General features: G+C 59.8%; 26 protein-coding genes and 2 pseudogenes. 15 read left to right on the forward strand and 13 right to left on the reverse strand.

Going from position 1 to position 24,558, the window contains the following annotated elements; all coding sequences use genetic code 11:
- A pseudogene (locus A3CW_RS50990) lies at positions 1-197 on the reverse strand (IS5/IS1182 family transposase); the annotation flags it as partial.
- Between the two features lie 119 nt (positions 198-316).
- Between A3CW_RS50990 and A3CW_RS50995 the strand changes: the two are divergent.
- Positions 317-451: pseudogene (locus A3CW_RS50995) on the forward strand (ATP-dependent protease); the annotation flags it as partial.
- Positions 452-594: 143 nt separating this feature from the next.
- On the opposite strand, the gene A3CW_RS0116330 reads toward A3CW_RS50995, so the two are convergent.
- Positions 595-801 (reverse strand): hypothetical protein, encoded by a 207-nt coding sequence (locus A3CW_RS0116330; RefSeq protein WP_028204535.1) that lies wholly within the window; start codon positions 799-801, stop codon positions 595-597.
- Between the two features lie 456 nt (positions 802-1,257).
- On the opposite strand from A3CW_RS0116330, the gene A3CW_RS51000 reads away from it, so the two are divergent.
- The 4 genes from A3CW_RS51000 (at position 1,258) to A3CW_RS46480 (ending at position 5,457) form a co-directional block, all read left to right on the forward strand.
- Positions 1,258-2,022 (forward strand): class I SAM-dependent methyltransferase, encoded by a 765-nt coding sequence (locus A3CW_RS51000; RefSeq protein WP_081771687.1) that lies wholly within the window; start codon positions 1,258-1,260, stop codon positions 2,020-2,022.
- Between the two features lie 270 nt (positions 2,023-2,292).
- A complete protein-coding gene (locus A3CW_RS0116345) occupies positions 2,293-2,931 on the forward strand; it encodes a cysteine hydrolase (protein ID WP_035513164.1) in 639 nt (212 codons plus the stop codon).
- Between the two features lie 264 nt (positions 2,932-3,195).
- A complete protein-coding gene (locus tag A3CW_RS0116350) occupies positions 3,196-3,816 on the forward strand; it encodes a carbonic anhydrase (RefSeq protein ID WP_028204538.1) in 621 nt (206 codons plus the stop codon).
- Positions 3,817-3,927: 111 nt separating this feature from the next.
- On the forward strand, positions 3,928-5,457 hold the full coding sequence (locus A3CW_RS46480) for a SulP family inorganic anion transporter (protein WP_035513165.1): 1,530 nt from the start codon (positions 3,928-3,930) through the stop codon (positions 5,455-5,457).
- Positions 5,458-5,478: 21 nt separating this feature from the next.
- Here A3CW_RS46480 and A3CW_RS0116360 read toward each other — a convergent pair whose 3' ends face one another.
- Entirely contained in the window at positions 5,479-5,811 is a 333-nt protein-coding gene (locus A3CW_RS0116360) for a carboxymuconolactone decarboxylase family protein (RefSeq protein ID WP_028204539.1), read from the reverse strand.
- Between A3CW_RS0116360 and A3CW_RS46485 the strand changes: the two genes are divergently transcribed.
- The 3 genes from A3CW_RS46485 to A3CW_RS0116385 all read left to right on the forward strand — a co-directional run bounded on the left by A3CW_RS46485 (position 5,810) and on the right by A3CW_RS0116385 (position 8,614).
- Positions 5,810-6,202: an Lrp/AsnC family transcriptional regulator gene (locus A3CW_RS46485; protein ID WP_211254066.1), complete on the forward strand. Its 393-nt coding sequence runs from the start codon at positions 5,810-5,812 to the stop codon at positions 6,200-6,202. The genes A3CW_RS0116360 and A3CW_RS46485 overlap by 2 nt on opposite strands.
- A gap of 154 nt (positions 6,203-6,356) precedes the next feature.
- Complete coding sequence (locus A3CW_RS0116380) at positions 6,357-7,490, forward strand: flavin monoamine oxidase family protein (protein WP_028204540.1); 1,134 nt, start codon at positions 6,357-6,359, stop codon at positions 7,488-7,490.
- Positions 7,491-7,591: 101 nt separating this feature from the next.
- Positions 7,592-8,614, forward strand: coding sequence for an alcohol dehydrogenase (locus A3CW_RS0116385; protein WP_028204541.1), 1,023 nt, complete (start codon positions 7,592-7,594; stop codon positions 8,612-8,614).
- A 9-nt stretch (positions 8,615-8,623) separates the two neighbouring features.
- Here A3CW_RS0116385 and A3CW_RS0116390 read toward each other — a convergent pair whose 3' ends face one another.
- The 3 genes from A3CW_RS0116390 to A3CW_RS0116400 all read right to left on the reverse strand — a co-directional run bounded on the left by A3CW_RS0116390 (position 8,624) and on the right by A3CW_RS0116400 (position 12,257).
- On the reverse strand, positions 8,624-9,535 hold the full coding sequence (locus tag A3CW_RS0116390) for a LysR family transcriptional regulator (RefSeq protein WP_028204542.1): 912 nt from the start codon (positions 9,533-9,535) through the stop codon (positions 8,624-8,626).
- Positions 9,536-9,604: 69 nt separating this feature from the next.
- Positions 9,605-10,858: an MFS transporter gene (locus tag A3CW_RS0116395; protein ID WP_035513167.1), complete on the reverse strand. Its 1,254-nt coding sequence runs from the start codon at positions 10,856-10,858 to the stop codon at positions 9,605-9,607.
- 76 nt (positions 10,859-10,934) lie between these two features.
- On the reverse strand, positions 10,935-12,257 hold the full coding sequence (locus A3CW_RS0116400; protein WP_028204544.1) for a tetratricopeptide repeat protein: 1,323 nt from the start codon (positions 12,255-12,257) through the stop codon (positions 10,935-10,937).
- Positions 12,258-12,426: 169 nt separating this feature from the next.
- Here A3CW_RS0116400 and A3CW_RS0116405 point away from each other — a divergent pair, with 169 nt between their 5' ends.
- A complete protein-coding gene (locus A3CW_RS0116405; protein ID WP_028204545.1) occupies positions 12,427-13,236 on the forward strand; it encodes an AraC family transcriptional regulator in 810 nt (269 codons plus the stop codon).
- A 71-nt stretch (positions 13,237-13,307) separates the two neighbouring features.
- On the opposite strand, the gene A3CW_RS0116410 is transcribed toward A3CW_RS0116405, so the two are convergent.
- From A3CW_RS0116410 to A3CW_RS0116425, 4 genes are all read right to left on the reverse strand, one after another.
- Positions 13,308-14,741, reverse strand: a complete 1,434-nt coding sequence (locus A3CW_RS0116410; RefSeq protein WP_028204546.1) for an amino acid permease — start codon at positions 14,739-14,741, stop codon at positions 13,308-13,310.
- Between the two features lie 206 nt (positions 14,742-14,947).
- Positions 14,948-16,186, reverse strand: coding sequence for a MalY/PatB family protein (locus A3CW_RS0116415; protein ID WP_028204547.1), 1,239 nt, complete (start codon positions 16,184-16,186; stop codon positions 14,948-14,950).
- 154 nt (positions 16,187-16,340) lie between these two features.
- Positions 16,341-16,865, reverse strand: coding sequence for a carboxymuconolactone decarboxylase family protein (locus A3CW_RS0116420; protein ID WP_035513168.1), 525 nt, complete (start codon positions 16,863-16,865; stop codon positions 16,341-16,343).
- Between the two features lie 470 nt (positions 16,866-17,335).
- A complete protein-coding gene (locus A3CW_RS0116425) occupies positions 17,336-17,755 on the reverse strand; it encodes a winged helix-turn-helix transcriptional regulator (protein ID WP_028204549.1) in 420 nt (139 codons plus the stop codon).
- 280 nt (positions 17,756-18,035) lie between these two features.
- Here A3CW_RS0116425 and A3CW_RS0116430 point away from each other — a divergent pair, with 280 nt between their 5' ends.
- Positions 18,036-18,908: an NmrA family NAD(P)-binding protein gene (locus A3CW_RS0116430; protein WP_028204550.1), complete on the forward strand. Its 873-nt coding sequence runs from the start codon at positions 18,036-18,038 to the stop codon at positions 18,906-18,908.
- Positions 18,909-18,988: 80 nt separating this feature from the next.
- Entirely contained in the window at positions 18,989-19,360 is a 372-nt protein-coding gene (locus A3CW_RS0116435; protein WP_028204551.1) for a DoxX family protein, read from the forward strand.
- A 144-nt stretch (positions 19,361-19,504) separates the two neighbouring features.
- Here A3CW_RS0116435 and A3CW_RS0116440 read toward each other — a convergent pair whose 3' ends face one another.
- A complete protein-coding gene (locus tag A3CW_RS0116440; protein ID WP_028204552.1) occupies positions 19,505-20,083 on the reverse strand; it encodes a TetR/AcrR family transcriptional regulator in 579 nt (192 codons plus the stop codon).
- Between the two features lie 129 nt (positions 20,084-20,212).
- Between A3CW_RS0116440 and A3CW_RS0116445 the strand changes: the two genes are divergently transcribed.
- The 3 genes from A3CW_RS0116445 (at position 20,213) to A3CW_RS0116450 (ending at position 21,859) form a co-directional block, all read left to right on the forward strand.
- Positions 20,213-20,947, forward strand: coding sequence for an SDR family NAD(P)-dependent oxidoreductase (locus A3CW_RS0116445; protein ID WP_028204553.1), 735 nt, complete (start codon positions 20,213-20,215; stop codon positions 20,945-20,947).
- A gap of 94 nt (positions 20,948-21,041) precedes the next feature.
- Entirely contained in the window at positions 21,042-21,212 is a 171-nt protein-coding gene (locus A3CW_RS51005) for a hypothetical protein (protein ID WP_211254067.1), read from the forward strand.
- Between the two features lie 47 nt (positions 21,213-21,259).
- Positions 21,260-21,859, forward strand: a complete 600-nt coding sequence (locus A3CW_RS0116450) for an NADPH-dependent F420 reductase (protein WP_028204554.1) — start codon at positions 21,260-21,262, stop codon at positions 21,857-21,859.
- A 186-nt stretch (positions 21,860-22,045) separates the two neighbouring features.
- Here A3CW_RS0116450 and A3CW_RS50180 read toward each other — a convergent pair whose 3' ends face one another.
- Complete coding sequence (locus A3CW_RS50180; protein WP_161782938.1) at positions 22,046-22,513, reverse strand: nuclear transport factor 2 family protein; 468 nt, start codon at positions 22,511-22,513, stop codon at positions 22,046-22,048.
- 304 nt (positions 22,514-22,817) lie between these two features.
- On the opposite strand from A3CW_RS50180, the gene A3CW_RS0116460 reads away from it, so the two are divergent.
- Complete coding sequence (locus A3CW_RS0116460) at positions 22,818-23,639, forward strand: universal stress protein (RefSeq protein WP_028204555.1); 822 nt, start codon at positions 22,818-22,820, stop codon at positions 23,637-23,639.
- Positions 23,640-23,720: 81 nt separating this feature from the next.
- Here the strand turns inward: A3CW_RS0116460 and A3CW_RS0116465 are convergent, their stop codons facing one another.
- Positions 23,721-24,410: a CBS domain-containing protein gene (locus tag A3CW_RS0116465; protein ID WP_028204556.1), complete on the reverse strand. Its 690-nt coding sequence runs from the start codon at positions 24,408-24,410 to the stop codon at positions 23,721-23,723.
- Positions 24,411-24,558 lie beyond the last annotated feature (148 nt).

Here is a 24,558-nt window from a genome sequence, read left to right on the forward strand (position 1 = left end):
TACAGCAGCCCGGCGATCAGCCTGGGCGATGTTGCTGGCCGTCCCTTGCGCGACACGAAGCTCTCGCTCATCGCCATGCCCAGCCGATTCCAGTTGATCAGGTCAGCCAGCCGCACCAGCGGATGTTTCAGGTTGATCTGCTCACGCAGGGGCTGCCGGAAGAAATCTCCCTCTGTCACAGGCGTCTTCGGACCCATCCGCACCTCGTCAGGATTTGCAGGATTTCGGCATCAATATGCCAGGTCTCTGCAAATCCCACAATGCTATTTCGGCCTCGGAGCCTTGCNGCATAAGCCTTCGCGGATTGTTCAAGGCCGACTACTTCGGCGTGGCCGACAATCAACTGGACTGGGTGGTCCTGCTGCGCAATGACGACAGCGATGAGCTTTGGGCGGAGGTCAACCGGCGGCGGAGCGCGCTGGGAACCGGTGAGGTACGCGGAGATCTCTGATCGTCGTTTGCCATCAGCATGAGCAGCAATGGATTACGTGTGCGTAAACTCAAGACAGTCCTGCAGCACACGGAGAATCTCGCGAAAATCCTTCTCCCTTCCCGGCTGTCCGGATGGCGTCGGCCACCGCGACTTGTCATTTTCTAGTATTCGTTAATTAATCGAGCCAATGACTCGGCCTCTCGGGCAACGGCTTCGTCTGCCGATACGCCGTCACCTATCCACAGCTGGACGGTATCGGCGAACGCTGTTTTTGCCGCGCCGCACAACTGAGCGATGCGAATTCTATAAACACCGTCGAAGCTAAACACTTCCAGCCGCCCTTCATACTCACGCGCATAGAATTTCATCGCCAGCTCCTTGTACCGCCGCCGTGCGTTTCTTCACTGCTCCGGGTATCGCCGCCGCGCCAGGCGTGCTGCCTACCTGCGGCACGAGCACAACCAGCCGCGCTCACCCATCATGCGCTCAATCGGCTGGCGGTCGCAACGGTCGTCGCGACGACGTTGCATGCAGGTCCGCTTTGGGTTCGCTTACCGCGAGACGCGCTCGGTCGCAGGCGGCCAACAATGGTCAATGATCTACACCGTTGCACGGACATTTGAGCGCTGGATTTCGAGCGATATATAGACCTTCGCAAACCAACTGAATCTGCTTTCTATCCACGGTTTCCGAACGTTGGAATCGCCACTTTTTACATTTTCAAAACGTACCCGAAAAGAAATAAATATCACTGACGGTTCCGCGCATGTGTCCTATTGTTGAGATCGTGATTTAAATCCCCTCAATCCAATTCAGAGGTCGAAATGAGCGACATTACGATTTCATATCATTACGTTGATTGCAATCGAAAATTCGAACACTATGACGCTAATCGATCATTTTTTCAGGAATACTATGCCACCCGTCTCGCGGCGGAGCCAGGAATATCCTGCCACGTGCTCGACATCGGATGCGGTCACGGCACCAATCCGACCATCAGCAGGATCGAGCATGTCCTTGGGGAAGTTGATGGCGTCGACCCGTTCCCCGTTGTTCAACCCCATCCATTGATCAGGAAGCGGTGGACCTGTGCGATGGAGGAGATCCCCGTGCCATCGAACACGTACGATCTCGCCTATTCCTATAACGTTGTTGAACATGTCGTCAACGAGACTTCGTTTCTCGCCAAAACGATCGAGGTGCTCAAACCTGGCGGCGTGTATTGGTCAATGTCACCTAACGCGAGGCACCCGTTCACCGTCATTGTGCGGATTATGCAGACACTCGGGATAAAGTATCTCTACCGTCGGTCAATCGCTCCACAGGCAAATGATTATCCCGCCTATTACCGGCTTTGCAACGCCACGAAAGTGCTAAAAGCAATCGAAAAGCTTGATCTTCCAGTATCGAAAATCGACTTCTTCCTGATCCCGAACGTCCAATGGGATACGTTTTTTCCGCGTCGACTTCGCTTCATTGCCCACTTGATAGACCGCGTCGTTGTTCTTAACGCGCCTTCGATGTCAAACATTTTTATGTTCCGCGTGGAGAAAATGGAGGCTGGGCCGCGCGACGGGGGGGCGATATGACACGTTCGCATTCGACCTATAGTTCAATCGCGGATCCAGCGACAACGATCAAGCGGAGGAGGCCTGCCCCTTGTCCGCCCGCAAGCGATATTTAGACCGCGCAATTCGAACGTCGCGTGCCATCGTCAGCTTGCAGAGCGGCCCGCTCGAGCCATCAGGTTTCTGAACGATTTGGCCGGTAGAATCGTTTGGCCCGACGGTATGGCGCGTGCGCCCTATCGCCGACGCGCCTTCGGTAAGCCACCTCACGCAGGTTATCTCGGAGAGTCTATGGATAACGTTCGAAGAATGCTGTGCGCATTGCTGTTTGCCTTACCGTTCTGCGGTACGGCACAAGCCGATATCATCGCGTCCTGGAAGTCGGTCCAGATGCCTGCGCCGCCAGAGTTGAAGACATTCACGATTACCGATCCTGCTCATACCGCGCTATTGCTGCTGGATTTCGACACCAGTACCTGCAACAGCAAGGAACGCCCGACTTGCGCGGCCTCGTTGCCGTATATCGCCGACCTGTTGAAGAAGTCGCGAGAGGCGAACCTGATGATCGTCTACAGCCTGACCAGCACGGGCACTCTGGCGGCGGTGCCGCCGGCTATTGCGGCCAAAGGAGACGAGAAAGTCGTGCAATCCGGTGTGGACAAGTTCTTCAACACCGATCTTGAAACGGCGCTGAAGGCCAAGGGCATTCAAACCGTGATCGTAACCGGCACGATGGCACACGGCGCAGTGTTGTACACCGCAAGCGAGGCGGCGCTGCGCGGCTTCAAGGTCGTGGTCCCGACCGATGGCATGTCGAGCAAGGACCCGTTCGGTGAGCTCTCGGCTGCGTGGGTTCTCGCCAATGCGCCGGGCAGCGTGTCCAGAAACGTTACGCTGACCCGTTCGAGCATGATCAAGTTTCCGCAGTAGGCGATCCTTCATCGGCAAGCGTTGCCTGCACGAGGCGTAGCGTGGGTTGCTGCTACGTCTCAGCAGGCTGCCGAACGTTCGGCGCGACAAGCCAGATCTCGACCGTTGCGTTTCCACCGTTGACCGACGAGCATTGCGGGGCTGTTTTTTTATATTCGCCGCGCATTGTTCCGATTTATTTTTCGAAAACGACAGGCAGATTTCTGATAGAAAGGTATACGTAAGGATTGAGCGAAGCCGCCGCCCTGAAAGGAGCCTCGACCCATGAATCTTCCGAAACGTATGCTCGTTGCCAATGTCGCCTGGGCGCAGGAAATCGCCCGCCGCGATCCACGATTCTTCAGCACGCTTGCCACAGGGCAAAAGCCCCAGGTGCTCTGGATCGGCTGCTCCGACAGCCGCGTACCCGCCGAAAGCGTCACGCACTGCGCGCCCGGAGATTTGTTCGTTCACCGCAATATCGCGAACCTTTTCCATCCCGACGATGACAACAACATGAGCGTGCTCGAATACGCCGTGCATGTGCTGCGGGTCGTGCACATCATCGTTTGCGGGCACTACGGGTGCGGCGGCGTACGCGCCTCGCTGCTACCGCCCGCCGAAGCCCTGCCCCACGTGAACCGTCGGATCAAGCCGCTTTGCGCGCTCGCGCAAACGCATCGCGCGACGCTCGCGCGCCTGCCGTCGGAAGAGGCGCGCATCAACCGCCTTGCCGAGCTGAACGTGATCGAGCAGGTGCGCCTGCTGCGCGAACATCCGCTCGTGCGCGACGGCGCACCCGTACCGCTCGTGCACGGGTGGATCTTTTCGCTGAACGACGGTCAGCTGCGCGAACTCGCGTCGGGCCACGACGTTGAAACTGCGAAGGCACCCGTGGCGGCCTGAGCAAATCCATTCCGCATTGCGTAAGCCCGGCACGCTCGAGGCGCAGGCCTCAAGTCGCGCCAAGGCCGCTGCCGCCGAGTTCTCCACCCTTCTTTTCTACCCGCTTCCATCATGACTTCGAGAGCTTCCCTGTCCGCGCTTGCGCGTGACCTCGCCGCAGGCACCGTCGTCTTTCTCGTCGCCCTGCCGCTGTGCCTCGGCATTGCAAGGGCATCCGGCGCGGAGCCGTTGGCCGGCCTGGTTTCCGGCATTGTCGGCGGCATCGTCGTCGCCGCGCTCAGCGGCTCGCGCCTGAGCGTAAGCGGCCCCGCCGCTGGACTCGTCGTGATCGTCGTGGATGGCATCGCACGCCTCGGCAGTTTCTCTGCATTCCTGATTGCCGTGCTGCTGTCGGGTGTGCTGCAGTTCGGTTTCGGCATGCTCAAGGCCGGGCGCCTGGCCTCGTATGTGCCCACACCCGTCATCAAGGGCATGCTCGCCGCAATCGGCCTGCTGCTGGTCATCAAGCAGGTTCCGCTCGCGCTCGGACTGACTTCCGGCAACGAGACCGGGTCTCTGACTCACGCGCTCGAGTCGATCTCGCCCACCGTATGCGCGGTCACCGCGATCTCGCTTGCCATCCTTGCGGGTTGGGAAACGCGCGCATTGCGACGCTTCGCGCTAGTGCGGCTCGTACCCGCGCCGCTCGTCGTCGTGCTTGCGGGCGTGAGCGCGACGCTGGTTTGTGGCTCGCCCGGCACGACGTTCGCGTTGCCGGTCGAACAACGCGTGGCACTGCCCGCCATCGAATCGTTCGCGGCCCTCGGCGACGCCCTCCAGCTCGGTGAATTCGAGCTGAGCTTCGCGCGCCTTGCCGCCCCGGAGATCTGGATCGTCGCCCTGACGCTCGCCGTCGTTGCAAGTCTCGAGACGCTGCTGAGCCTCGAAGCTGTCGAGCAGATCGACCCGCAGCGGCGCGCCGCGCCGCCCAACCGTGAACTCAAGGCGCAAGGGGTCGGCAATATCGTCGCCGGCGCCATCGGCGGACTGCCCATCACTTCGGTCATCGTGCGCAGTTCCGCGAACGTGCACGCCGGAGCGCAAAGCCGGCTCTCCGCGATCGTGCACGGCGTGCTGCTGCTCGTCAGCGTGTTTGCGCTCACCGACGTGATCAACATGATTCCACTCGCGAGTCTTGCCGCCATTCTCATACATACCGGCCTCAAGCTCGCCAAACCTTCCTTGTTCATCGCGCTCGCGAAACAGGGCACGACGCCGTTCGCGCCATTCATCGTTACGATCGCCAGCGTGCTCGCCACCGACCTGCTCACCGGGATCATGCTCGGCGTGCTGTGCAGCGCCGGACTCGCGCTGTGGGCGAATCTGCATCGGCCGATCGCGCTCGCGCGGCACGACGATCATTTCCTGGTCTCCTTTCGCAAGGACGTGTCCTTTCTCGGCAAAGTGCCGCTCAAGCAGATGCTCGCCCACATCCCGGATCGCGCGACGGTGATCGTCGACACCTCGCGCGCCGATTACATCGATCACGATGTGCGTGAACTGCTCGATCGATTCATTGCCGATGCGCCGCTGCGATCGATCGCGGTGGAAGTCCGGCATGCCGCAGCCGTGCTACCGCCTGCGACTCGCTCAGGCGCCTGAGCGCTCGCCCAACGATGACGTTCAGGCTTTACTGAAAGCGTTCAAAGTGCGCGCAGAATAGACCAGTGCTGCTCCGGCATTCAGGTTGATGGCAACGCCGAGCGCTTCCGACAGTTCCTCCACCGTCGCGCCCGCTTTCTTCGCCTCACTCGCATGGAACGCAATGCAGCCGTCGCAGCGCGTGGTCACGGCAACGGCAAGAGAGATCAGTTCGCGTGTCTTCGCGTCGAGATGGTTTGTCTTCTCCCCAGCCTGGCCTGGTGACGCGATGCCTTTCATGGTTTCCGGGGCAAGTTTGGAGAATTCGCGCAGCCGAAGCGTCAGTTGCTCGCGATACTCGTTCCAGTCGTTCATGTTTTTCCTCGCGACGCTGAATCAGCGGGAACTGGGGCTTGGCCTGTTTGCCTTCATCAACATCATGCTCGATAGTCACTCGGAGAAAGCCATGCGCGCGTTCGAGTCGGGTGTGATGGCGCTGCCGAACGTGGTGGCTTGCCACAATGTATCCGGCAAGTACGACTATCTGCTTCAGGTCGTCGTGCGGGATATGGAGGCATTCCATCAGCTCGCGATGCACCGGATCCGGACGCTCGGCAACATCAACGATGATGTACACGGGTTTCTCCTTGAAGGAGATCAAGCGCTCGACGAGCCTCCCGCTATGAGGTCGAGAAACCTCGGGCCGAAATATCGTGAGAAGGAGTCGTCGAACAGGTCGCGGCAAAGTTTTTCTTCTTCTCACTGAAACTTTATCTCCTTTGCCGGCGCACAGGAAAACGTGAAGAATGGCGTGAGAGCGAGAACATTCTTCATTGCCCTCTTTCGTAACATGACTGCGATGGGCGACTCGCGCATGTAACACATGAGTTCATCTTCCACGTTGATTTTAGGGCGCAGCCATGCGAACCCCTCGTATCGCCATCGTCGGAGGCGGCCTGAGCGGCCTCTACGCTGCGTACCTCCTGCAGCAGCAAGGCATCGGTGACTATGTCCTCTTCGAGGCGCGAGAGGCACCCGGAGGCCGCATCCTGTCCGCTTCTGGTCAGAACACTGCCGCGAATGGAAGCATTGACGGCCTGGACCGCATCGACCTCGGTCCAACCTGGTTCTGGCCTGAAATTCAGCCTGAACTCGATAGCGTGATCCGCGACCTTGGTATCGCCCGCTTCGAGCAGCACCAGATTGGAGACATGCTGGTAGAGCGCTCGCGCGACGAGGCTGCGGTGCGTGTGCATGGCTACACGAATGAGCCGGTCTCGATGCGTCTTGTTGGCGGCACGGCGGCGTTGACGGACGCACTCGCAGCCGAACTGGATGAAGACTCAATCATCACTGGCGAGGCAGTGCGTGGTCTCCGGCTTGGCGCACACAATGTAGAGGTTCACAGCGAGGACTCCGCAGGCCTTGCCAGAACGACCTGCGTTGACCACGTGCTGCTGGCGTTGCCCCCGCGTCTGGCCGAGGCCACCGTCCGGTTCGAGCCGCCCCTGCCACCGGCGATAGCGCAGCTATGGGGCCAAACGCCCACATGGATGGCGCCGCATGCAAAGTATGTCGCAACCTACACAGCCCCGTTCTGGCGTGAAATGGGGCTTTCAGGCGAGGCTCGAAGCGCCCGTGGGCCACTCGGCGAGATACATGATGCGTCCATGAATGGAGGGAGCGCCGCGCTCTTCGGATTCTTCGGCGTGCCCGCCAACGTCCGCAGGAATGTGCCAGAAGCCGTCTTGCGCGCTCATTGCCGCTCGCAGCTGGCACGGCTCTTCGGACCGCTCGCCGCAACGCCAGAAGCGGAATTTATCAAGGACTGGGCACGCGACCCTTACACCGCTACAGGCGACGACTTCGACAGCTCATCGCCGCATCTCGGTGTAGCGCCGGTCAATACACCTCCTGGCCCCTGGCAAGAGTGTGTGACCGGCATCGCGAGCGAATGGTCCCGGCAATTCCCTGGCTACGTCGCAGGTGCGATCGAGGCGGCGCGCTTCGGCGTCGAAGCCCTGGCTGCGCGCTATCGCCGAACTTTCAAGTAACGAAGGCGAGCGGATTCGGGTTAGACCGCCTCACTCTCGCTGCGCTCACGCAATACCTCTGTCTGCTCACCGGAAAACCCAACGGACTTGGAGAAGGAATCATGAAAGCTGTCTATCGTGCGGTTCAAATCACCCGGCCGGGAGTATTGGAACTGGTCGAGCGGAAGACCCCTGTTCCGGGCGACGGCCAGGTGTTGATCGCCGTCGAGGCATGTGGTGTCTGCGGTGCGGACGCACGCGACATCGAGAACGCGAGCACGACTTCACCGCATCCACGAGTGCCGGGGCATGAAGTCGTCGGCCGCATCGTCGCGGTGGGTGCAAACACGCCTTCAATCTGGAAACCGGGCCAGCGTGTTGGAGTGGGTCGACTTGGTGGTCACTGCAACGAGTGCACACAGTGCCGTCAGGGCAATTTCCAGCTCTGCCTGAACCAACCGGTTTTGGGCGCGACCTGCGATGGCGGTTATGCCGAGATGATGCTGGCGCGTAATACCGGCCTCGTATCCATTCCAGACGAGCTTGATTCAGAGGAAGCCGCGCCCATGCTTTGCGCAGGCATTGCTACCTTCAATGCGCTCAAAAAGTGTGGCGCAGAGGCCGGCGATACAGTCGCCATCCTCGGCATCGGGGGCCTTGGACACATGGCATTGCAGTATGCCCGCCACATGGGATTCAAGGTCGTCGCGGTCGGGCGCGGCACCGGGATTGCAGAGGATGCCAAGGCATTGGGTGCGCACATCTACATCGACAACGACGAGGAAGATGCCGCGGCAAGACTCATGTCCATGGGCGGAGCGCGCGCTATCGTCACCACGGTCAGTCACGCCGATACCGTTTCGAAATTGTCGGGGGGCCTGGCACCGCGAGGCCGTCTGGTATTGCTGGGCGCAGGCAAAGACCCATTGCCAGTATCGACGGCCTCGTTCGTAGGCGGCGAGCGCAGCGTTATGGGTTCACTTACCGGCTCGCCTTATGAAAGTGAGAAAGCGCTCGATTTCAGCGTGCTGACAGGGGTTCGTCCGATGATAGAAGTCATGCCGCTCGCAAGGGCCAATGAGGCCTATCAACGGATGCGGTCTGGCGACGTCAAATTCCGGATGGTGCTCACGATGTCGCGTTGAAGTGCCGCGTCAGGCGTGGATGTTTCGTCCGACCTTGACGCCCATTTCCTGTGCCAATGCCAGGAAGCCGGCAATATACGCAACATCTTCTTCGCCTCGGCGGACCCCAAGATTGATACTCTTGGTGATGCCGCTCTCTCCGAGTCGCACCGTGCGTATGGCAAGGCCCTCGCCTTCCTCTACGACCAGCCAATCGGGGAGTACGGCAATGCCGCGCCCGGCAGCAACCAGTTGCAGCATCAAATCGGTTTGTTCAGCCGTCCGGTGAAACTTCGGCTTGCAATGAGCAGGCACGAGAAACTGCGTATAAACGTCGAGTCGCTCCTTGCTCACGGGAACGGTGATGAGTTCCTCATCGAGCAGGTCCTTTGGCAAGGCATAGTCGCGCGTCGCCAGCGGGTGCGCTTGCGGCAGAACCAGCACCAACTCGTAGTCAATTACCGGAGAAAAGACGACGTCCGGCACATCTATGGGGTCGGGCGTAATCAACAAGTCGATTTCGAAACCAAGGAGCGCAGCAACACCGTCAAATCGGAATGCTGTGCGCACGTCGAAATCGACATCGGGCCAGGCGGCGAGATAATGGGGAGTCAGTCTCGCCAGCCACTTCTGGCACGGATGGCATTCCATGCCTACGCGCAACGCTCCCTGCCTACCCTCGGCAAAATCAACGAGCGTGCGCTCCGCGTGCTCCATCTGGGGTAGCACGCGCTGCGCGAGGGCAAGCAGATATTCGCCCGCATGGGTAAAGCGCAGGCCCCGGCCGTTCTTTGTCCACAATTTGACGCCATGCCGCTCTTCGAACTTGCGGACCATGTGGGAGAGCGCCGATTGCGTGACGTTCAATCGCTCCGCGGCGGCAGTCACACTGCCAAGACGCTCCACTTCCATGACGATCGAGAGGTATTGGAGGTCCAACATCGCCTGTCTCCATTCTCCAAACGCGTCCGGTGCGAGCAGAGCACCGCCGCGTTGAGTGCATCACTTCGCTTACAGCGACAAACTGGTGCTTCGCGATGTCAGCGCAAATGCAGCCAAACCAAGGATCGGCCCCGGCACCAGAAGCCAGGTCGCATCGAGCCCAACGTGCTCTAACAGGGTCGTCGTTGCTGCAATCGATACCACCGTAATTGCAAAGCCGATTGAGTTCTGTATTGCGAGCGCGCTTCCCACAAGGACTGGCGGGCAGGCTCTCGCGGCGAGCGCCGAAAATTGGGGCGAGTCAGCAATCACGGAGGCGCCCCACACCATGAGCACCACGACGATGACCTCTGGAGACAAGTAGCGCCAACCCAGAGCGAAGGTAAGCCCGCATAGCCCCGATATCCCGAGTGCGCCGACGGCCACCCGCGCGCTGCCAATGTGTCGCGACAGGACTCCGCCAATCAGGGAGCCCAACGCGCCAATGCCGATAACGATGAACGACATGCCGGAAACGCCGACGCCCGGAAAATGCACACTTGACGACGTCCTGGCGATCAACAGCGGTACCGCAGTCCAGAACGCATACAGCTCCCACATGTGACCGAAGTATCCGAGCGTTGCGGCTCGAAACCGTCGAATCCGGAATGCCTCAAGAACGCCGGGCTGATGCGTTCCGCCTGCATCCTTTGTGCTCGCGTGGCGCGGCCTCGCGGCAGCGTGTGGACCATCTCCCAGTGCACCGATAATCAATGCCCCGCCAAGCGCCAATATTGACGAGGCGGAAATGATGAGTTGCCACGGAAAGCCCGTTCCCATCACACGCATGGCATGAGGCAGCGCCGTGCCGAGCGTGAGCATCGCAACCAGTTGCGCCAGCCCCTGCCCCGTGCGGTCCGGCGCCCACCCCACGATCAGCTTCATCCCCATCGGGTAAATGCCGGCCAGGCAGACACCTACGCCGAACCGGAAGATGGCTCCGCTGACGAGGCCGGTTGAAAGCCATGCAAAGCAGAAGTTGAATATCGCGCCCGCTATTGCGCTGTAAACGAAAATCCGGCTCGCACGAAAGCGGTCTGCCGCCCCGCTCAACGAGATGAAGAGCGTGCCGAGAATGAATCCGCCTTGCACAGCATTCGTCAGCCAACCGATATCGGCCGCACTGGCGTGCCAGATTCGCATCAGGTCGGCGGCGGTGCTGTTGGCGCTGAACCACAGTGCGGTTCCGAAGAGTTGTGCGATGGAGATTGCCGCAACCGGACCTATGCCATCGACGAGGAGTCTTCGCAGCCCCGTTGTTTTCACTGATACGCTCGAACTCATTACGCTTCCAATGTTGCTTTTGCGACTCCGACTTCAGATGCCAACTGCTCACAATCGGCACCTGTTGACTCGCCACTTAAGCCGTGCAGAGCTGATTGAGCCAAAGCGTGTCTCGCGGGGACGGCCGACGATGCAATCGCTTGTCGAGGAGCGCGCGTGCTTTTTCGGCCTCGCCACTACGCATCAGCGAGACTAGCAGCGTGTCTTCCACAATCTCGCGCTGGGCACCGCTTCCGCCGATGCGCACAACGTCTCCCGCAACGGGTTCAAGGATTGCCGCGCAACGCCCATAGTCTTCCTCGGCGAATGCGAGCGCAGCGCGGCAAATCTCCGGAACGACAGACCCGGCGGGAAGGGTTCCAGCCTCGACAAGCCCGACAAGCGCATCCACGCGCTGATCAAGCGCCACCTTGTCTCCTGTCGCGGCGGCAACCAATGCCATGTGGAAATCCGCAAACGGGAATCCGGCCTGTTTGAAATACCCCGAGGCATACGTCGCGGCGGCGTCCCACATGCCTGCCGGAACCGTGTGGCCGTATGCCTGCACGCGCCAAAGGAACGACGATGTGTCGCTGACGACATTAATAGGAACACCTAATGATACCGACGGCGCAACGTGCTCGTTATAGACCTCGAGCGCGCGGCCGGTATCTCCGCGCTCCAGCGCGATGAGCGCAGCATGCCACGCAATGTGGCTATGCAAAATGCCGCTCTTGTCGTATTCGGGCAGCCAGTCGGTGATCACGACGTCCGCTTCCTCGTTTGCACCTGCCTCATACAACACGTGCGCGACTGCATGCGCGGCGTTCACGTTGTGCCGGCGCACTTCGAGCGAGCGTTGCGTCAGGGAGCGACCCAACTGGACGTTGCCGTTCTCGCCGTGTGCCCAACCCCGATAGTTGAGAAACCACCAGTCGTCGGCATCGAAGTGTCGCGCATGATGCTCGCAGAGGTCGACACGCGCCTGGTTGTGATTGGCCATCCCCGAAAACGCAAAGAGACCAAATGCACCCAGAGGCAACGACAGGATGACAATATCGCGCGGCCACCGGTCCGTGTGTGCCAATGCCCCGGCAAGCGCCTTCGGTGCCTGCCCGTTGATGGCGAAAAACAGGACTTGTACGTGGCTGCGCTCGCGCTCCGTCCCGTTGCGAGCCACAAGGTCCATCGCCTTCGCAATCTTTGCGCGTGCCTCGGTCACTTCCGAGCGAATGGCGTGCAAACGCGCTCGTGCGGCATAGGCGAGTGCGAAATCCTGGTCGGCGGCGATCGCCTCATCGAGCGTCTGCGCGGCGCCGGGCCACAACGACAGAAGAAGGTCGATACCGGCCTGATAGCGCTCGGCCGCAAGGTCGGAGGTGGTCGAGAGCGGCAGGCTGTAGCGGTCGAGGCGAGACATAGAACGGGAGACTCCAGTGGCAATCGCGAGCTTCCGGGCATAGGCAGCCGGATGCGGCCACCGGCTCGGTGCTCCGGTACAGGGAACACAATTAGACCAATTTTTCCCGTGTCGGTATCTCGATGAATTGCCAAATTGTATAGAATATCTGTCAACCGGAAATTCTGATATGCCTTGGGAAACCATCGAAGCCCCTGCTGGTGTCACTCCCCCGGCGCCGCTGAAAGTGCGCGCCCAGTCCATCCCTGCACGCCATTTTTTTTCCGAGCATTCGCACCAATGGCATCAAATGGTCTATGCGATATCTGGCGCGCTAACGGTGATATCAGAGGCGGGTTCGCTCGTCATTTCGCCGGAGCAGGCCGTATGGTTGCCGACGGGCCTGCGCCACCGAGTCGGTTCGCTGCTTGGCGCCGAATTTCGCAGCCTGTGGATTGCGGATGACACCGGGGGAGCCCTGTCAGCTGGCGGTCCGCGCGTCTTCGCGGTTTCGCCGCTGCTGAAAGCCCTCATCGTGGAGGCGACAGAGATAGAGGGGCAGGCAGACGATGATGGATACGCCGGTCGCATCACGCATCTCATTCTTGACCAGCTTCGACGCGCTCGCCCGCTCCCTGCAGCGCTGCCGTGGCCGCGCGACGGCGCGCTGACGGTACTTTGCGAAGCGCTTTACACCGACCCGGCGGACGAGCGCGGCCCAGAAGAATGGGGGCAAGTTTTGGGGATGTCGGCGCGCACGCTAGCTCGCCACTTTGCTGCGGAAACTGGCATGAGCCTGCGCTCGTGGCGGCGGCGAATGCGTTTGTTCAGAGCGATTGAGTTGCTGAGCGGCGGCATGGGCGTGACGCGAACAGCGATGGAACTCGGATATGGTTCGACGTCGGCGTTCGTGTACGCGTTTCGCCTCGAGATGGGGAGCAGCCCGCAGGTCTACATGCGAGGCCGCAATGACGAGCTGGCCGGTCGGGCTTCGCCTTAAGCGGGAGTTCCCGTGAAATGTATAAAAGGGCGGCTTACCACAGGATCCTGTGGCAAACCGCCCTTGCCTCGTCAAGCAGGCATGTCTTTCGGTTCGCTGGCTTCGACCACGACGCTAGCACGCGTCGCATCGTTCCTCACATAGAACTTGTAGGCAACAAAGACTACGAAGACCCATACCGCCGAAACGACCAACGAAATTCTCATGTCGGGCAGAATTGCGATTCCAGTCAATACGGCAGCCAGGAAAGTCAGCGCGATGTAATTGCTGTAGGGATAGAAAGGCATCTTGTACGTAATCTGGCTCTCCTCCCCTTTGCGCATCTTGCTCTTTCGGAACCCAATATGGCTTATCACGATTGAGCCCCACGCACAGACGAGCGCAAACACGGTCACCGAGGAGAACAGGTCGAAGGCCTGCTCTGGCATGATGTAATTCAGCAGCACGCCTGCGAACATCGTTGCGAAGACCATCAAAATGGCTCGATGCGGGACCTTGCGGCTATTGGTGACACCCAGGAACGCCGGCGCGTTCTTTTGCAGGGAAAGGTTGTAGAAGGTCCGGCTGTTGGTAAAGACGCTCGCATTGACTGCAGACAGCACCGCCATGACGACGACCAGGTTCATGATGCTCGCCGCCGCCGGGATCCCGATTTTCGTGAACACTTCGACAAACGGACTGCCCTTGGTCGTCAACGAGGTCCACGGAAAGACCATCAGCAGAACAGCGATGGCGCCAACATAGAAAATCAGCAGACGCCAGAACGTTGCGTTGACGGCCTTTGGCATCGTCGTTTTGACGTCTTTCGCTTCCCCCGCGGCAAGGCCCAGATTTTCGACCCCACCGAACGCGAAAGCGACCATCACGATTGCCAGAAACGTTCCCCCTGTCCCCTTCGGAAAGAACCCACCGTGATCCACGAGGTTATGGTAGCCGATGGGGACTCCATGATTTCCGATGCCGAAGGCGACCATGCCCACGCCGAAAACAATCATCGCCACGATGGCCACCACCTTGACTAGCGAGAACCAGAATTCGGCCTCGCCATATATTTTTACGCCGATGATGTTAACCAGAAACATCAGCGATACCGCCGCGCCTGCCGTCACCCAGATGGGTATCGCCGGGAACCAGAAGTGCACGTAATTCCCGAGCGCATTCAAATCCGCCGCGCTCGTTGCGAGCAGAAAAATGAAGGCATTCCAGCCGTTGAGAAACCCTGCAAACCGATGGATGTAGCGGTTCGAATAGGAGACGTACGAACCGGACACCGGTTCCTCCACCGCCATCTCGCCGAGCGCCCGCATAACGAAATAAATCGCAATGGCGGCAAGCAGGTACACAAGAAGAATTGCCGGTCCTGCCGTCTTGATTGCCCACGATGACCCGTAAAACAACCCGGTCCCAATCGCTCCTCCGATGGCAATCATCTGAATATGCCGGTTTTTCAGGTCTCTTTTTAGGTCTTCCTGCTCGTATGTCTGCATCCTGCTTTCGTTGCTCATGTCGTCTCCAATAAGTGAGCGTATGTTTTTATTGTTAGAAGTGGGTAAACCGGTCGGGGGGTCGACAGCAGGCGCAGAACATCGTGCTTCTGCGCGTTTCCTTGTTGTTTATCAATTCGTATTACTGATCATACAGATGACGGAGACCAAGCCAGCTTGCCAGCCCAGGAGGTATCGGTATCCGGTCTTCCTCTACCGCTGAAGGTTCAGAGCCCGCTCAATGCGTTGGTCAAGCGGCGAATTGCCTCGTCAATGGTGGAACGCGGGCAACCGAGGTTAGCGCGCATATATCCATGCCCTTCGATGCCGAACTTCTGACCTTTGTCGAACCAAAGCCGGGCTTCGGTCAGCATGAATTTGTTCAACACGTCCGCGTCCATGCCGAGTCCGCGGCAGTCCATCCACGCGAGGTAGAGCGAGTCGGCCGGGAGGACTTCGATCTTCGAAGTGATGCTATGCACCGCGTTGCGAAAGTGGGCGTGGTTTTCGCGAAGGTAGTCCAGCAGCTCGTCCAGCCATGGTTCGCCATGGGAATAGGCAGCCTCCGCCGCAACCATTCCGAGCGTATTCACCGACTGGTACATGTTCCTGTCAAACTGTCGACGCAGCGCTTCATGCCGACGCCGGTTGGGAACGAACAGGTTTGCGCTTTGCAGGCCAGGTAAATTAAACGTTTTGCTCGGTGCCGTGCAGGTGATGCTGTTGTCAGCGAACCGTTCGCCAAGAGAAGCGAACGGGATATGTTTCTTGAGAGGGTTGATGACGAGGTCCTGGTGAATCTCGTCGGAAATGACGAGAACGCCATGCCGTTGACAAATTTCCCCCATCGCCCGCAGCTCACCTTCCGACCATACATTGCCTGTCGGGTTATGCGGGTTGCTCAGGATGAAAAGCCGCGTATTGTCCTTGATCGCGGCTTCGAATGCAGTCTCGTTGAAGCGGTAGGCCGTTCCCGCGCGCTCGAGTGGCGCATAGGCGAGATGCCGTCCATTCAGCAGGACATCATCATGGAAGTGAGCGTATACCGGCGGTTGAATCAGCACCGTGTCACCTGGTGACGAGAATGCCTGAATGGCATTCTTGAGCGCCGTAATGATGCCACTCGACTGCAGCACCCACTCCTTGGGGATTTCCCAGCCAAAGCGCCTTGCCTGCCAGTTGGTTACGGCATTGACGTAGCTCTCAGTCGCTCCGCAGGAGTAGCCGAACACACCAAACTCAACGGCTTCGTGAAGGGCATCGACGACGGCTTGAGGGGCCCTGAAATCCATGTCGGCCACCCACATTGGCAACGGGTTCGCCGCATATTCATCAGCCGCAAGGAGCCTCTCTCCGAACGCCCATTTCAGCGAGTTCGATTTCTTCCGGTCGATGATCTCGTCGAAAATCGACCGGTTCTTCCCTGCTGGCGCGCCGCTGCCCGGCAACTCCGGATGAATCTTCATGGTAGCTTCCACTCGCAATAGAACGGCGCACCGACGCCGTGACTTCGTATTGCGAATAGAGTAGCAGCGCGAAATCATGAGCAACAATGGTATGTTCTCATGGAGCCGTGAGCACAGCTCATGGATGCCGCGGCACGTGGCCGAGCCACGGGTTTCAGATTCCGAGCGCCACGAGGAAGCGAGAAACCATGTTGTACGCAGCGACCGTGGCGACTGCTTCTACCGTCTTCGACTCACCCAGACGCGCCTTCAGGTCCTCGATGATGTCGGCGTCGACCGTTACGTCGCGGGTAGACTGGTCGGTGAGTTTAATCAGGACCAGCTCGGTTTCGCTGAACAGCGTGCGGTCGACCCCTCGCACCTTGATCGCCTCGCTTTTCTCATGAGTGCCGCCTGCCTCCAGATATGCCGGGTAGTGCACGCCCCATTCGAATTCGGCACCATTGAGAACCGCCACCCGAAGCATGATCAGCTCGCGATACTCCAGCTCGAGAGCGAATTCGGCCCGAACCCTACGAAGGAGTTCATTCCAGCCCGTTGCGAGTGGGGCACTTTTCAGGAGCACTCGATCAATACCGATAAGTTCACGGTTTGGCCGACGCGCGCGCATGGCTGCAACCAACTCGTCGGGGGCTGAGTCCCCGTCCTGCCATGGCACAACACTGACCTTGCTATTCATAAACATCTCCTGTGAAGCATACGCACTAGCCTGCTCAACCCTGGCTACATCGAAAACGTTGTGGCCTCGCGCAGTCACGTTCGTGTCGAGGCCAGATATCCGCCCCACGGGACCATCAGGGCGCACGCAGCGGGGATTGTTGGCTATGCAGTCGCTCGTCACAAGTGCTTTATTCTTTTCAGGAGGCAAAGAAAATCTTTCAGGAAGGCAGCCGTCTTCCTTAATGCGCTTTGTGCGTTTGAAGCAAGTCGCAAGATGGCATTCAACTCTGAATGCGGTCTTGCCCTCGGCCTCTCAAGTCGGCCAACAGTACATCCAGAGTTCACGATGGTCTTTTTTGATTGGTCAGTTGGTCTTCCTTCCGCGGAGGCGACAAACACGAAACGCGTGATACGTCCTTCCGCGCCATCTGCAAAGCAGGAAATAACCGGCCGCTTCAGGCTTTCGCCCCCTCACCTCGGGCCGAGCATCTAGCGCGGGACATCACCGGACGCGCCGTCAAAGCGGACGCGTGCGGCATGGATGTCGGGATAACGACGATCGGCCCAATCGATGAGGGCCGCCATCGGCTCCAACAGGGATTGGCCTAGTGGGGCCAGACGATATTCGACGCTTGGCGGGCTGGTGGGAAAAACGTGGCGGCTGATGAGTCCGTCGCGCTCCAGATCGCGGAGTGTCTGGGTAAGCATGCGCTTGGAAATGTCCGGGATGGCCCGGTGAAGCTCACTGAAGCGCTGCGATCGCGTCGCGAGCTCCATGATCATGAGCATGCTCCATTTGTCGCCGATGCGGTCGAGCACGTCGCGAATCGCGCAGTGTGCGGCCTGGGCGTCGCCCAATTGACGTTGATATCGGCTGAATCTCTCGATCGCATTCTGGGCGGTGCTCATTCGGGTTCCCTTTAACTCTTCTGGTAACAAAAAACTGCCTCCTTCCGGCGTGAGGCATCGGTCTCTATGATAGACCTGCCCTCAAACAAAGACTGCTCCTCGGGGAGTTCGGATATCAAACCCTGTTCCCGCCCGACTTCTGTACCAGACTCCGGCGGACATCCGGGCCGGCGCGTGGTGGTGTCACAGGTGGAAGCCGAAGACTCCAGGATCACCGCATCCATCCGCAGCCTCAGGAATGTTGGCGTTTAAGGGCAATGCCAATTTTCAGGAGAAACACATGTTTTTGGTAATGGGAATTACAGGACGCGTAGGCGGCGCAACGGCCCAACATCTGTTGGCGCAAGGCAGGAAGGTACGGGCGCTGGTCCGCAATCGCGAGAAGGCGACGAAATGGGCGGATCAAGGTGTGGAACTCGTCGACGGCGACTGGAATGATGCAGCCGCCGTAGAGAAAGCGCTCGAAGGGGTCGAAGGTGCATTTGTCATGCTGCCGACTGTCTGGGCACCCTCGCCTGATTTTAGGGAGGCAAAGAGCGTGATCGCGAACTATGTCGAGGCGCTGACGAGGGCAGCGCCACCGCGGGTGGTTGTGCTGTCGTCGATGGGTGCGAACAGAACCAGCGGGCTGGGAATGATCACGGCCCTGTCGCTTCTGGAGCAAGGACTGCGCCACCTCACGTTGCCGATCGCCTATGTGCGAGCCGGTGGGTTTTTCGAAAACTTCCTTTACGGCCTGCACGTCGCCCAGGGCGGCACACTACCCGTCTACTACAACCCGACGGGTCGGAGATCGACCATGGTCGCGACCGACGATATCGGCGCCGAGGTGGCGACGCTGTTGGCCGGGCCGGCGTGGTCAGGGCATCGCGTCGTTGAGCTTGGCTCGATGATCAGCGCGGATGAAGTCGCAGCCCAGCTGGGTGAAGTCTTGCAGCGCGACGTCAGGGCCTTTGCCATCCCGCGGGCCGGGTGGCCTGCAGCGTTCGAACAGTTCGGCATCCCGAAGGGCCAGACCGGACCGGCCGAAGCGATGTTCGATGCCGTCAACGCGGGCTGGATGGACCTCGGCGGCGCGGGTACGGAGCACATCGCGGGCACGACGTCCCCTCGCGATGTCTTTGCGGCGGCCCACAAGGCCACTACGGCATGAGCAGCGGGGATCGGCCGGCTCGCCCACCAGGCGAGCCACAACGGGTCCTCGGCAGCGCCCTCATCAGAGAAGGTAGAAGAATGTCCAAGATTTCCTGGCGCCAGGTATTACCTTTCATTCTTGCCGCTTTTTTCGTCGTGGGATCGCTCAGCAACATCGTCGCCCCGCGATCCATCTTTGAGGAATACCTGAAGTGGGGATATCCGCACTGGTTCCATTTCGTGACCGGTTCGGTGGAACTCATGACCGCCGTTCTGCTGGCGCGAGCACGGACGCGGCTGTGGGGCTCGGCGCTCGGCTTCACCGTGATGTTGGCTGCGCTGGCGACCGTCACAGTCCACGGCGAATTCGGACATGGGGTGGCGCCACTTGTCGTGGCGACACTATCGATTGTTGTCGGCTGCATTGCCTGGCGCAAGCGGCTCGCTACCGGTTCTTTGGCTCGGGCCTAATCCTTACACGGCCTTCAAGAGCTTAAAAGCATGCTGGAAGTGCTATTACCAACCAGTTATCGGTTTCAAATCCCAGATGGAACAGGGTTGACTTATTGAATTGAGCTTGAATTCTCGGCCCGAGCATCCGATCGCCGATCTGCTTCAACACCTTGCCGTCTTGACATCGTTGCTCGTCCGGTCAGTCAGGATGGCGCTCGCGATTACGTGAAAGAGGTGATCGGCCCGTGGCGCGAATGAGGGTTGGTCGCCGAGCCAGCCGAGCGCCGACATCAGGGCGAACAGGTCGTCCCCATTCATATCGGCGCGCGCGGTTCCCTCGGCCTGAGCACGGAGCAGTAGTCGCTCGCCCGCAGAGTGCACCGCTGCGCATGAAGCGTAAAGCGCGGAGTCCGGGGTAGCGTGGGCGCTCGCCATCAAGGCGACAACGCCGCTATAGCTATGAACGAATGCCACCCCTTTGCGAAACCACGACACGAGCGCTTCATCAGGTGGATTCGACGTTTCGAGTTCCACCGCCTTCTGCGTCAGTGCGTCCAGATTCTCGCGCAGCAACGCTTCGAACAAGGCTTCCCGAGTGGGGAAATGACGAAACAGCGTGGCCAACCCGACGTCGGCCCGGCGGGCGATATCTCGCATGGACGCATCGGCACCATGCTCGGTGACGACGTCGCGCGCGACTGCTAGTAGATGGTCGTAATTTTTTCTGGCGTCGGCCCGCATAGTTTTCTTGACAAGTGGATCAGTGATCCGTATCTTGGGAATCAGGATCTGGATCAGTGATCCACAAGATACAGCGTTTTTGTGCAAAGGGGAACCGAGACGCTGTCCGACACCACGAAAGGAGAAGTCATGGGAAAGCTAGACGGTAAGGTTGCAGTCATCACCGGTGGATCGAGCGGCATGGCGCTGGCGAGCGCCAGGCGGTTCGTTGAAGAAGGCGCCTATGTTTTCATTACGGGCCGGAGGCAGGAGACGCTGGACGAAGCCGTCAAGCTGATTGGCAGGAACGTGACCGGCGTGCGCGGCGACGCGGCCAATCTCGACGACCTCGACCGCTTGTTCGATACAGTCAAGCGGGAAAAGGGCAAGATCGACGTCCTGTACGCGAGCGCCGGCTGGGGCGAAGCGGTCCCGCTGGGCGAGATTACCGGGCAGCATTACGACGCGATCTTCGACCTGAATGCACGCGGCACGTTGTTTACGGTTCAGAAGGCGTTGCCGCTGTTCAACGATGGCGGATCGATCTTCATGACCGGGTCAGTGGCTTCGGTAAAAGGTTTTCCTGGTTACGGCGTGTATGCGGCGAGCAAGGCGGCGTTGCGCTCATTCGCACGGACGTGGCTCAACGAGCTGAAGGGCAGGAATATCCGTGTGAACGTGCTGAGCCCGGGGCCCATCGCCACACCGATGCAGGACCAGATTCTCGACGAGGAGGCGAAGCGGATGTTCGAATCCGTGATCCCACGGGGAAAGATGGGTCGTCCTGAGGAAATTGCGACGGTCGCGCTGTTTCTTGCTTCAGACGATTCGAGCTTCGTGAATGGCGTGGAGTTGTCTGTCGACGGCGGCCTGTCGGCCATCTAAAATCGCGCCCAAAAAGCGTGTAAGGGCGCTACCAACCTGGTGAAGAGGATCTGAATTGTGGAAATCAATATGGATTCCTGATCAGTAAGCGGGATTGGCTTTGGTGATTTTCCAGCGGCTATTGTCACGCCTGCTCGCGCTGCCGTCGCTGCAAACGGCGGTGAGCGCGCCCGGCTCCGCGCATCTGCTGCGGCCCGCGTGGCGCATCGCGCGCAGCGGGCCGCCAGACGCGGGTAGCGGTCCCGCTCACCCGGTTACCCATTGACATTGGGTCCGTGGTTGATCAAAACGTCCCCTGAATGGAGAGTTCGTATGAGCTATTCGATTATTGGCTTTGGCGCCGTAGGCCAGGCGCTCGCCCGCGCGTTTGCAAGAAAGAGCATCGACGTGACCGTCGCCAGCCGGCGCCCTCCCGATGCGTTGATGCAGCAGGCACGAGCGATTGGCCCCACCGTTGTCGCCACGACGCTGCAGGATGCGATCGCGTCCGACACGATCTTCCTGGCAGTTCCGTTTTGGGAACATCGCGAAGTCGCGAAGCAGCTAACGACCTGGCAGGGCAAGACGATCATCGACACGACAAATGCTTTCGGTGTTCCCGTCGCAGACCTGGAAGGTCTGCCGTCGTCCGCAGTGGTCGCCAAAGCGTTTACCGGCGCCAGGTTCGTAAAGGGCTTTAACCATCTGCCCGCTGCCGCTCTGGCCGCAGATCCGAGCGTGAATGGCGGCAGCCGCGTCGTGTTTCTGTCGAGCGATGACGAAAATGCGGTGACACCGGTCGCAGCTTTGGCCGAACAGCTCGGTTTCGCGCCGATTGCGCTAGGACCGCTCAAGGATGGTGGCTCGCTTGTCCAGGCCAGGGGGAATCGCTGGGCTCAACTGATCTTCAAGGATCTCGTCAAGTTCAAATAGCGGCGCGTCACGACAAAGTCACATCGGCCACGTGCATGGCTAAACGCGTGCTGATGCGTCACGACACACCCGTTTCGGGCACTGCGATGTGCCCATTCGCATGCTCTCCGACGCCACTCGTCCATCTCTGACTGGCCGATGCTCATGGCTGCCGCGCGCATCGGAATGCAACGTGGACGTTTGCTTTTATAGATACTCGATCAATCGGGAAGCCTCCCGATCGCCGAAGACCTGGACCCAGCCTCCCCGGGTATCCATGTACTCCCTGATTGCCACGACTTGCCCGTCCTTCACTTCGTAGACGAAGCAGTAGTCGTTGGAGTAGTGACGCCCGTTGGGCAAACGGGCTGAGAGGCGGTGCTCTACGAATACGACCGGACCCTCGGCAGCGATACACCGAAACACGTTCGTTCGGTCCGCAAATAAACGCGGGAAGTTGCGCACCATAAAACGCACGATCTGCTCGCGATTTAGCGTGTTCGTTCCAGCGGGTGATCCCGCGTCCTCGGGTTTGCCGATCCCCAGCGCTACCTGGGTGGCATTTCCCGCAGGCGCCACCCACGTAACGGACTCGTGCAGGAGGCGCTCGATCGTCCTTTCGTCGTTCGTACCGTATGCGCGGTACATGGCCATCACCGTCTCTTTCGGCGACATCGTCAAAACCTCCTCCGACGCGATGGAAGCGTCTGGATCGCGTTGCATATCCTGACTTTAGAACAGACACAGGATCAATATTGGCCAGATTCGGCCATGAGTATTCCGAATCCGGAGTGCAGCGCCACGGGCTCCGCGCCCCTGCTTCGCCTTCACGCATTCATTGGATCTGCAACCGTTTTGTGTGCCGTCTACCTAGCCAGTAAAAGATTGATTCAGATCAAACTTCTGGCGCCCCTCGTCTTTAGACTGGCATCAGGTTGTGAGCGTCGAAGTGCACGTCAACCCTTCGCTGGAGATCGCAATGAGCTACAAGACCATCATGGTTCACATGGACACGAGCGCATGCGCCAATGCACGGCTCTCGCTCGCGCTGAGGCTGGCCCGGAAGTTCGGCGCACATCTGGAGGGACTGTTCGCGCGGTTCGAACCCAACCCGCGCGAGTTTTACGTGATGGGTGGAACAGCCGAGTATTACGACACGCATCGCACGCTACGCATGGAGCAGCGCGGCGCGATTGAACGGCTCTTTCGCGCAGAAGTGTCTCGCGCGCAGATCGACGGCGCCTGGGTTGTCCCCGATGGCGAGCCAGTTTCGGCGATCATGCAGCGCAGCCGCACCGCGGATCTCGCGATTCTCGGACAAACCAATCCGGACGACCCCGAGTCCTGGCTTGCGGATCGCTTCCCGGAGAGTGTTCTGCTGGGAGCGGGAGGACCGGTTCTGCTGGTGCCCTATACGGGCCGATTCGATTCGTTCGGCGACCGCGTGCTCATTGCCTGGAACGCGAGCCGCGAAGCCGCCCGTGCGGTTCACGACGCGCTGCCGTTCATCCTGCGAGCGGCGCACGTAACGATCCTGACGCCTGAGCAATCGCACGCGTCGTGCGAAGACCTTGCCGCGATGCTTGCACGCCACGGCACCGCTTCGATAGACATCGCCATGCTTGACCAACACGCGGCTGAATCCGCGGGCGATACGCTGCTGAACCATGCGGCCGACGGCGCGTACGACCTGCTCGTCATGGGAGCGTATGGCCATGCGCGATTCCAGGAACTCGTTCTGGGTGGCGCCACGCGATCCGTACTCTCCGCGATGACGCTGCCGGTACTCATGTCTCATTGAGCGACCGCACGCAGCGCGACGACCTAACGAGGCCGCACAATATCCCCGGCGCAAGAGAAAGCCGCCGGGGACAAGACGCCCTTACATCGGCGTGAACACGACCGGATATCCAAGGTGGTCTTCAACTCCCTTGACGCCGGTTACACGTTCTGCGGCGACCAGTATCGCCTTGCGCTCCTCTTCCGAGCTGACCGTGCCCCACAGATGGACCACGCCCTCCTTGACGACGACGTTCTCTGCAGCCATCGCCCAGCGGCGCCCGTCCAGTGCACGAAGCACGTCGCGCTGGATAGCCTCGTCCGAGGCAACCGCCGCCGGATCGGGCCGCGCCGCACTCGCCAACGCGCGTATCAGGTTCGAGCGGCTCACGATGCCCACGAGCCTGCCCTGCTCCAGCACAGGCACGCGCTTGATGTGGTGGCGCTCCAGCAGGTCGGCGATCTCGCCCAGTTCCGCTTCCGGCGAGACGTAGATGACATTGCTCGTCATGATGTCACCGACCTTCACGGCATTTTCCTTCAGGTACTCGCTTGCGAGCCGGCGAGTCGAGTGAAGCCATTCACCCAGCCAGCTGCGCTGCGGCTTGCCTGTCCCTGTTTCCACGCGATGCAGCAGATCGCCCTCGCTGAGAATGCCGACAACGGCGCCGGTGTCGTCGACGACCGGGACGCCGCTCACGTGATGGTCGGTGAGCAATGTCGCGGCCTCGAAGACCGACGCGTCAGGACGCAGGCTGACGACGTCCGTGGTCATGATGTCTGAAGCTTGCATGAGTTCCTCCGTTAGCGGCTAACGCCGCACTGGAACTCAATTTAGAGATCGGCTGCACACGTGCATTGACTTAAATCAATCAAGCGGACGCTAGCGCTACGACCTTTCGTCGCCCAATGTGAAATGCCGTTTTCGGGGCTGGCGTGGA

It is taken from the genome of Paraburkholderia nodosa DSM 21604, from assembly GCF_000519185.1.
Classification (GTDB): domain Bacteria; phylum Pseudomonadota; class Gammaproteobacteria; order Burkholderiales; family Burkholderiaceae; genus Paraburkholderia; species Paraburkholderia nodosa.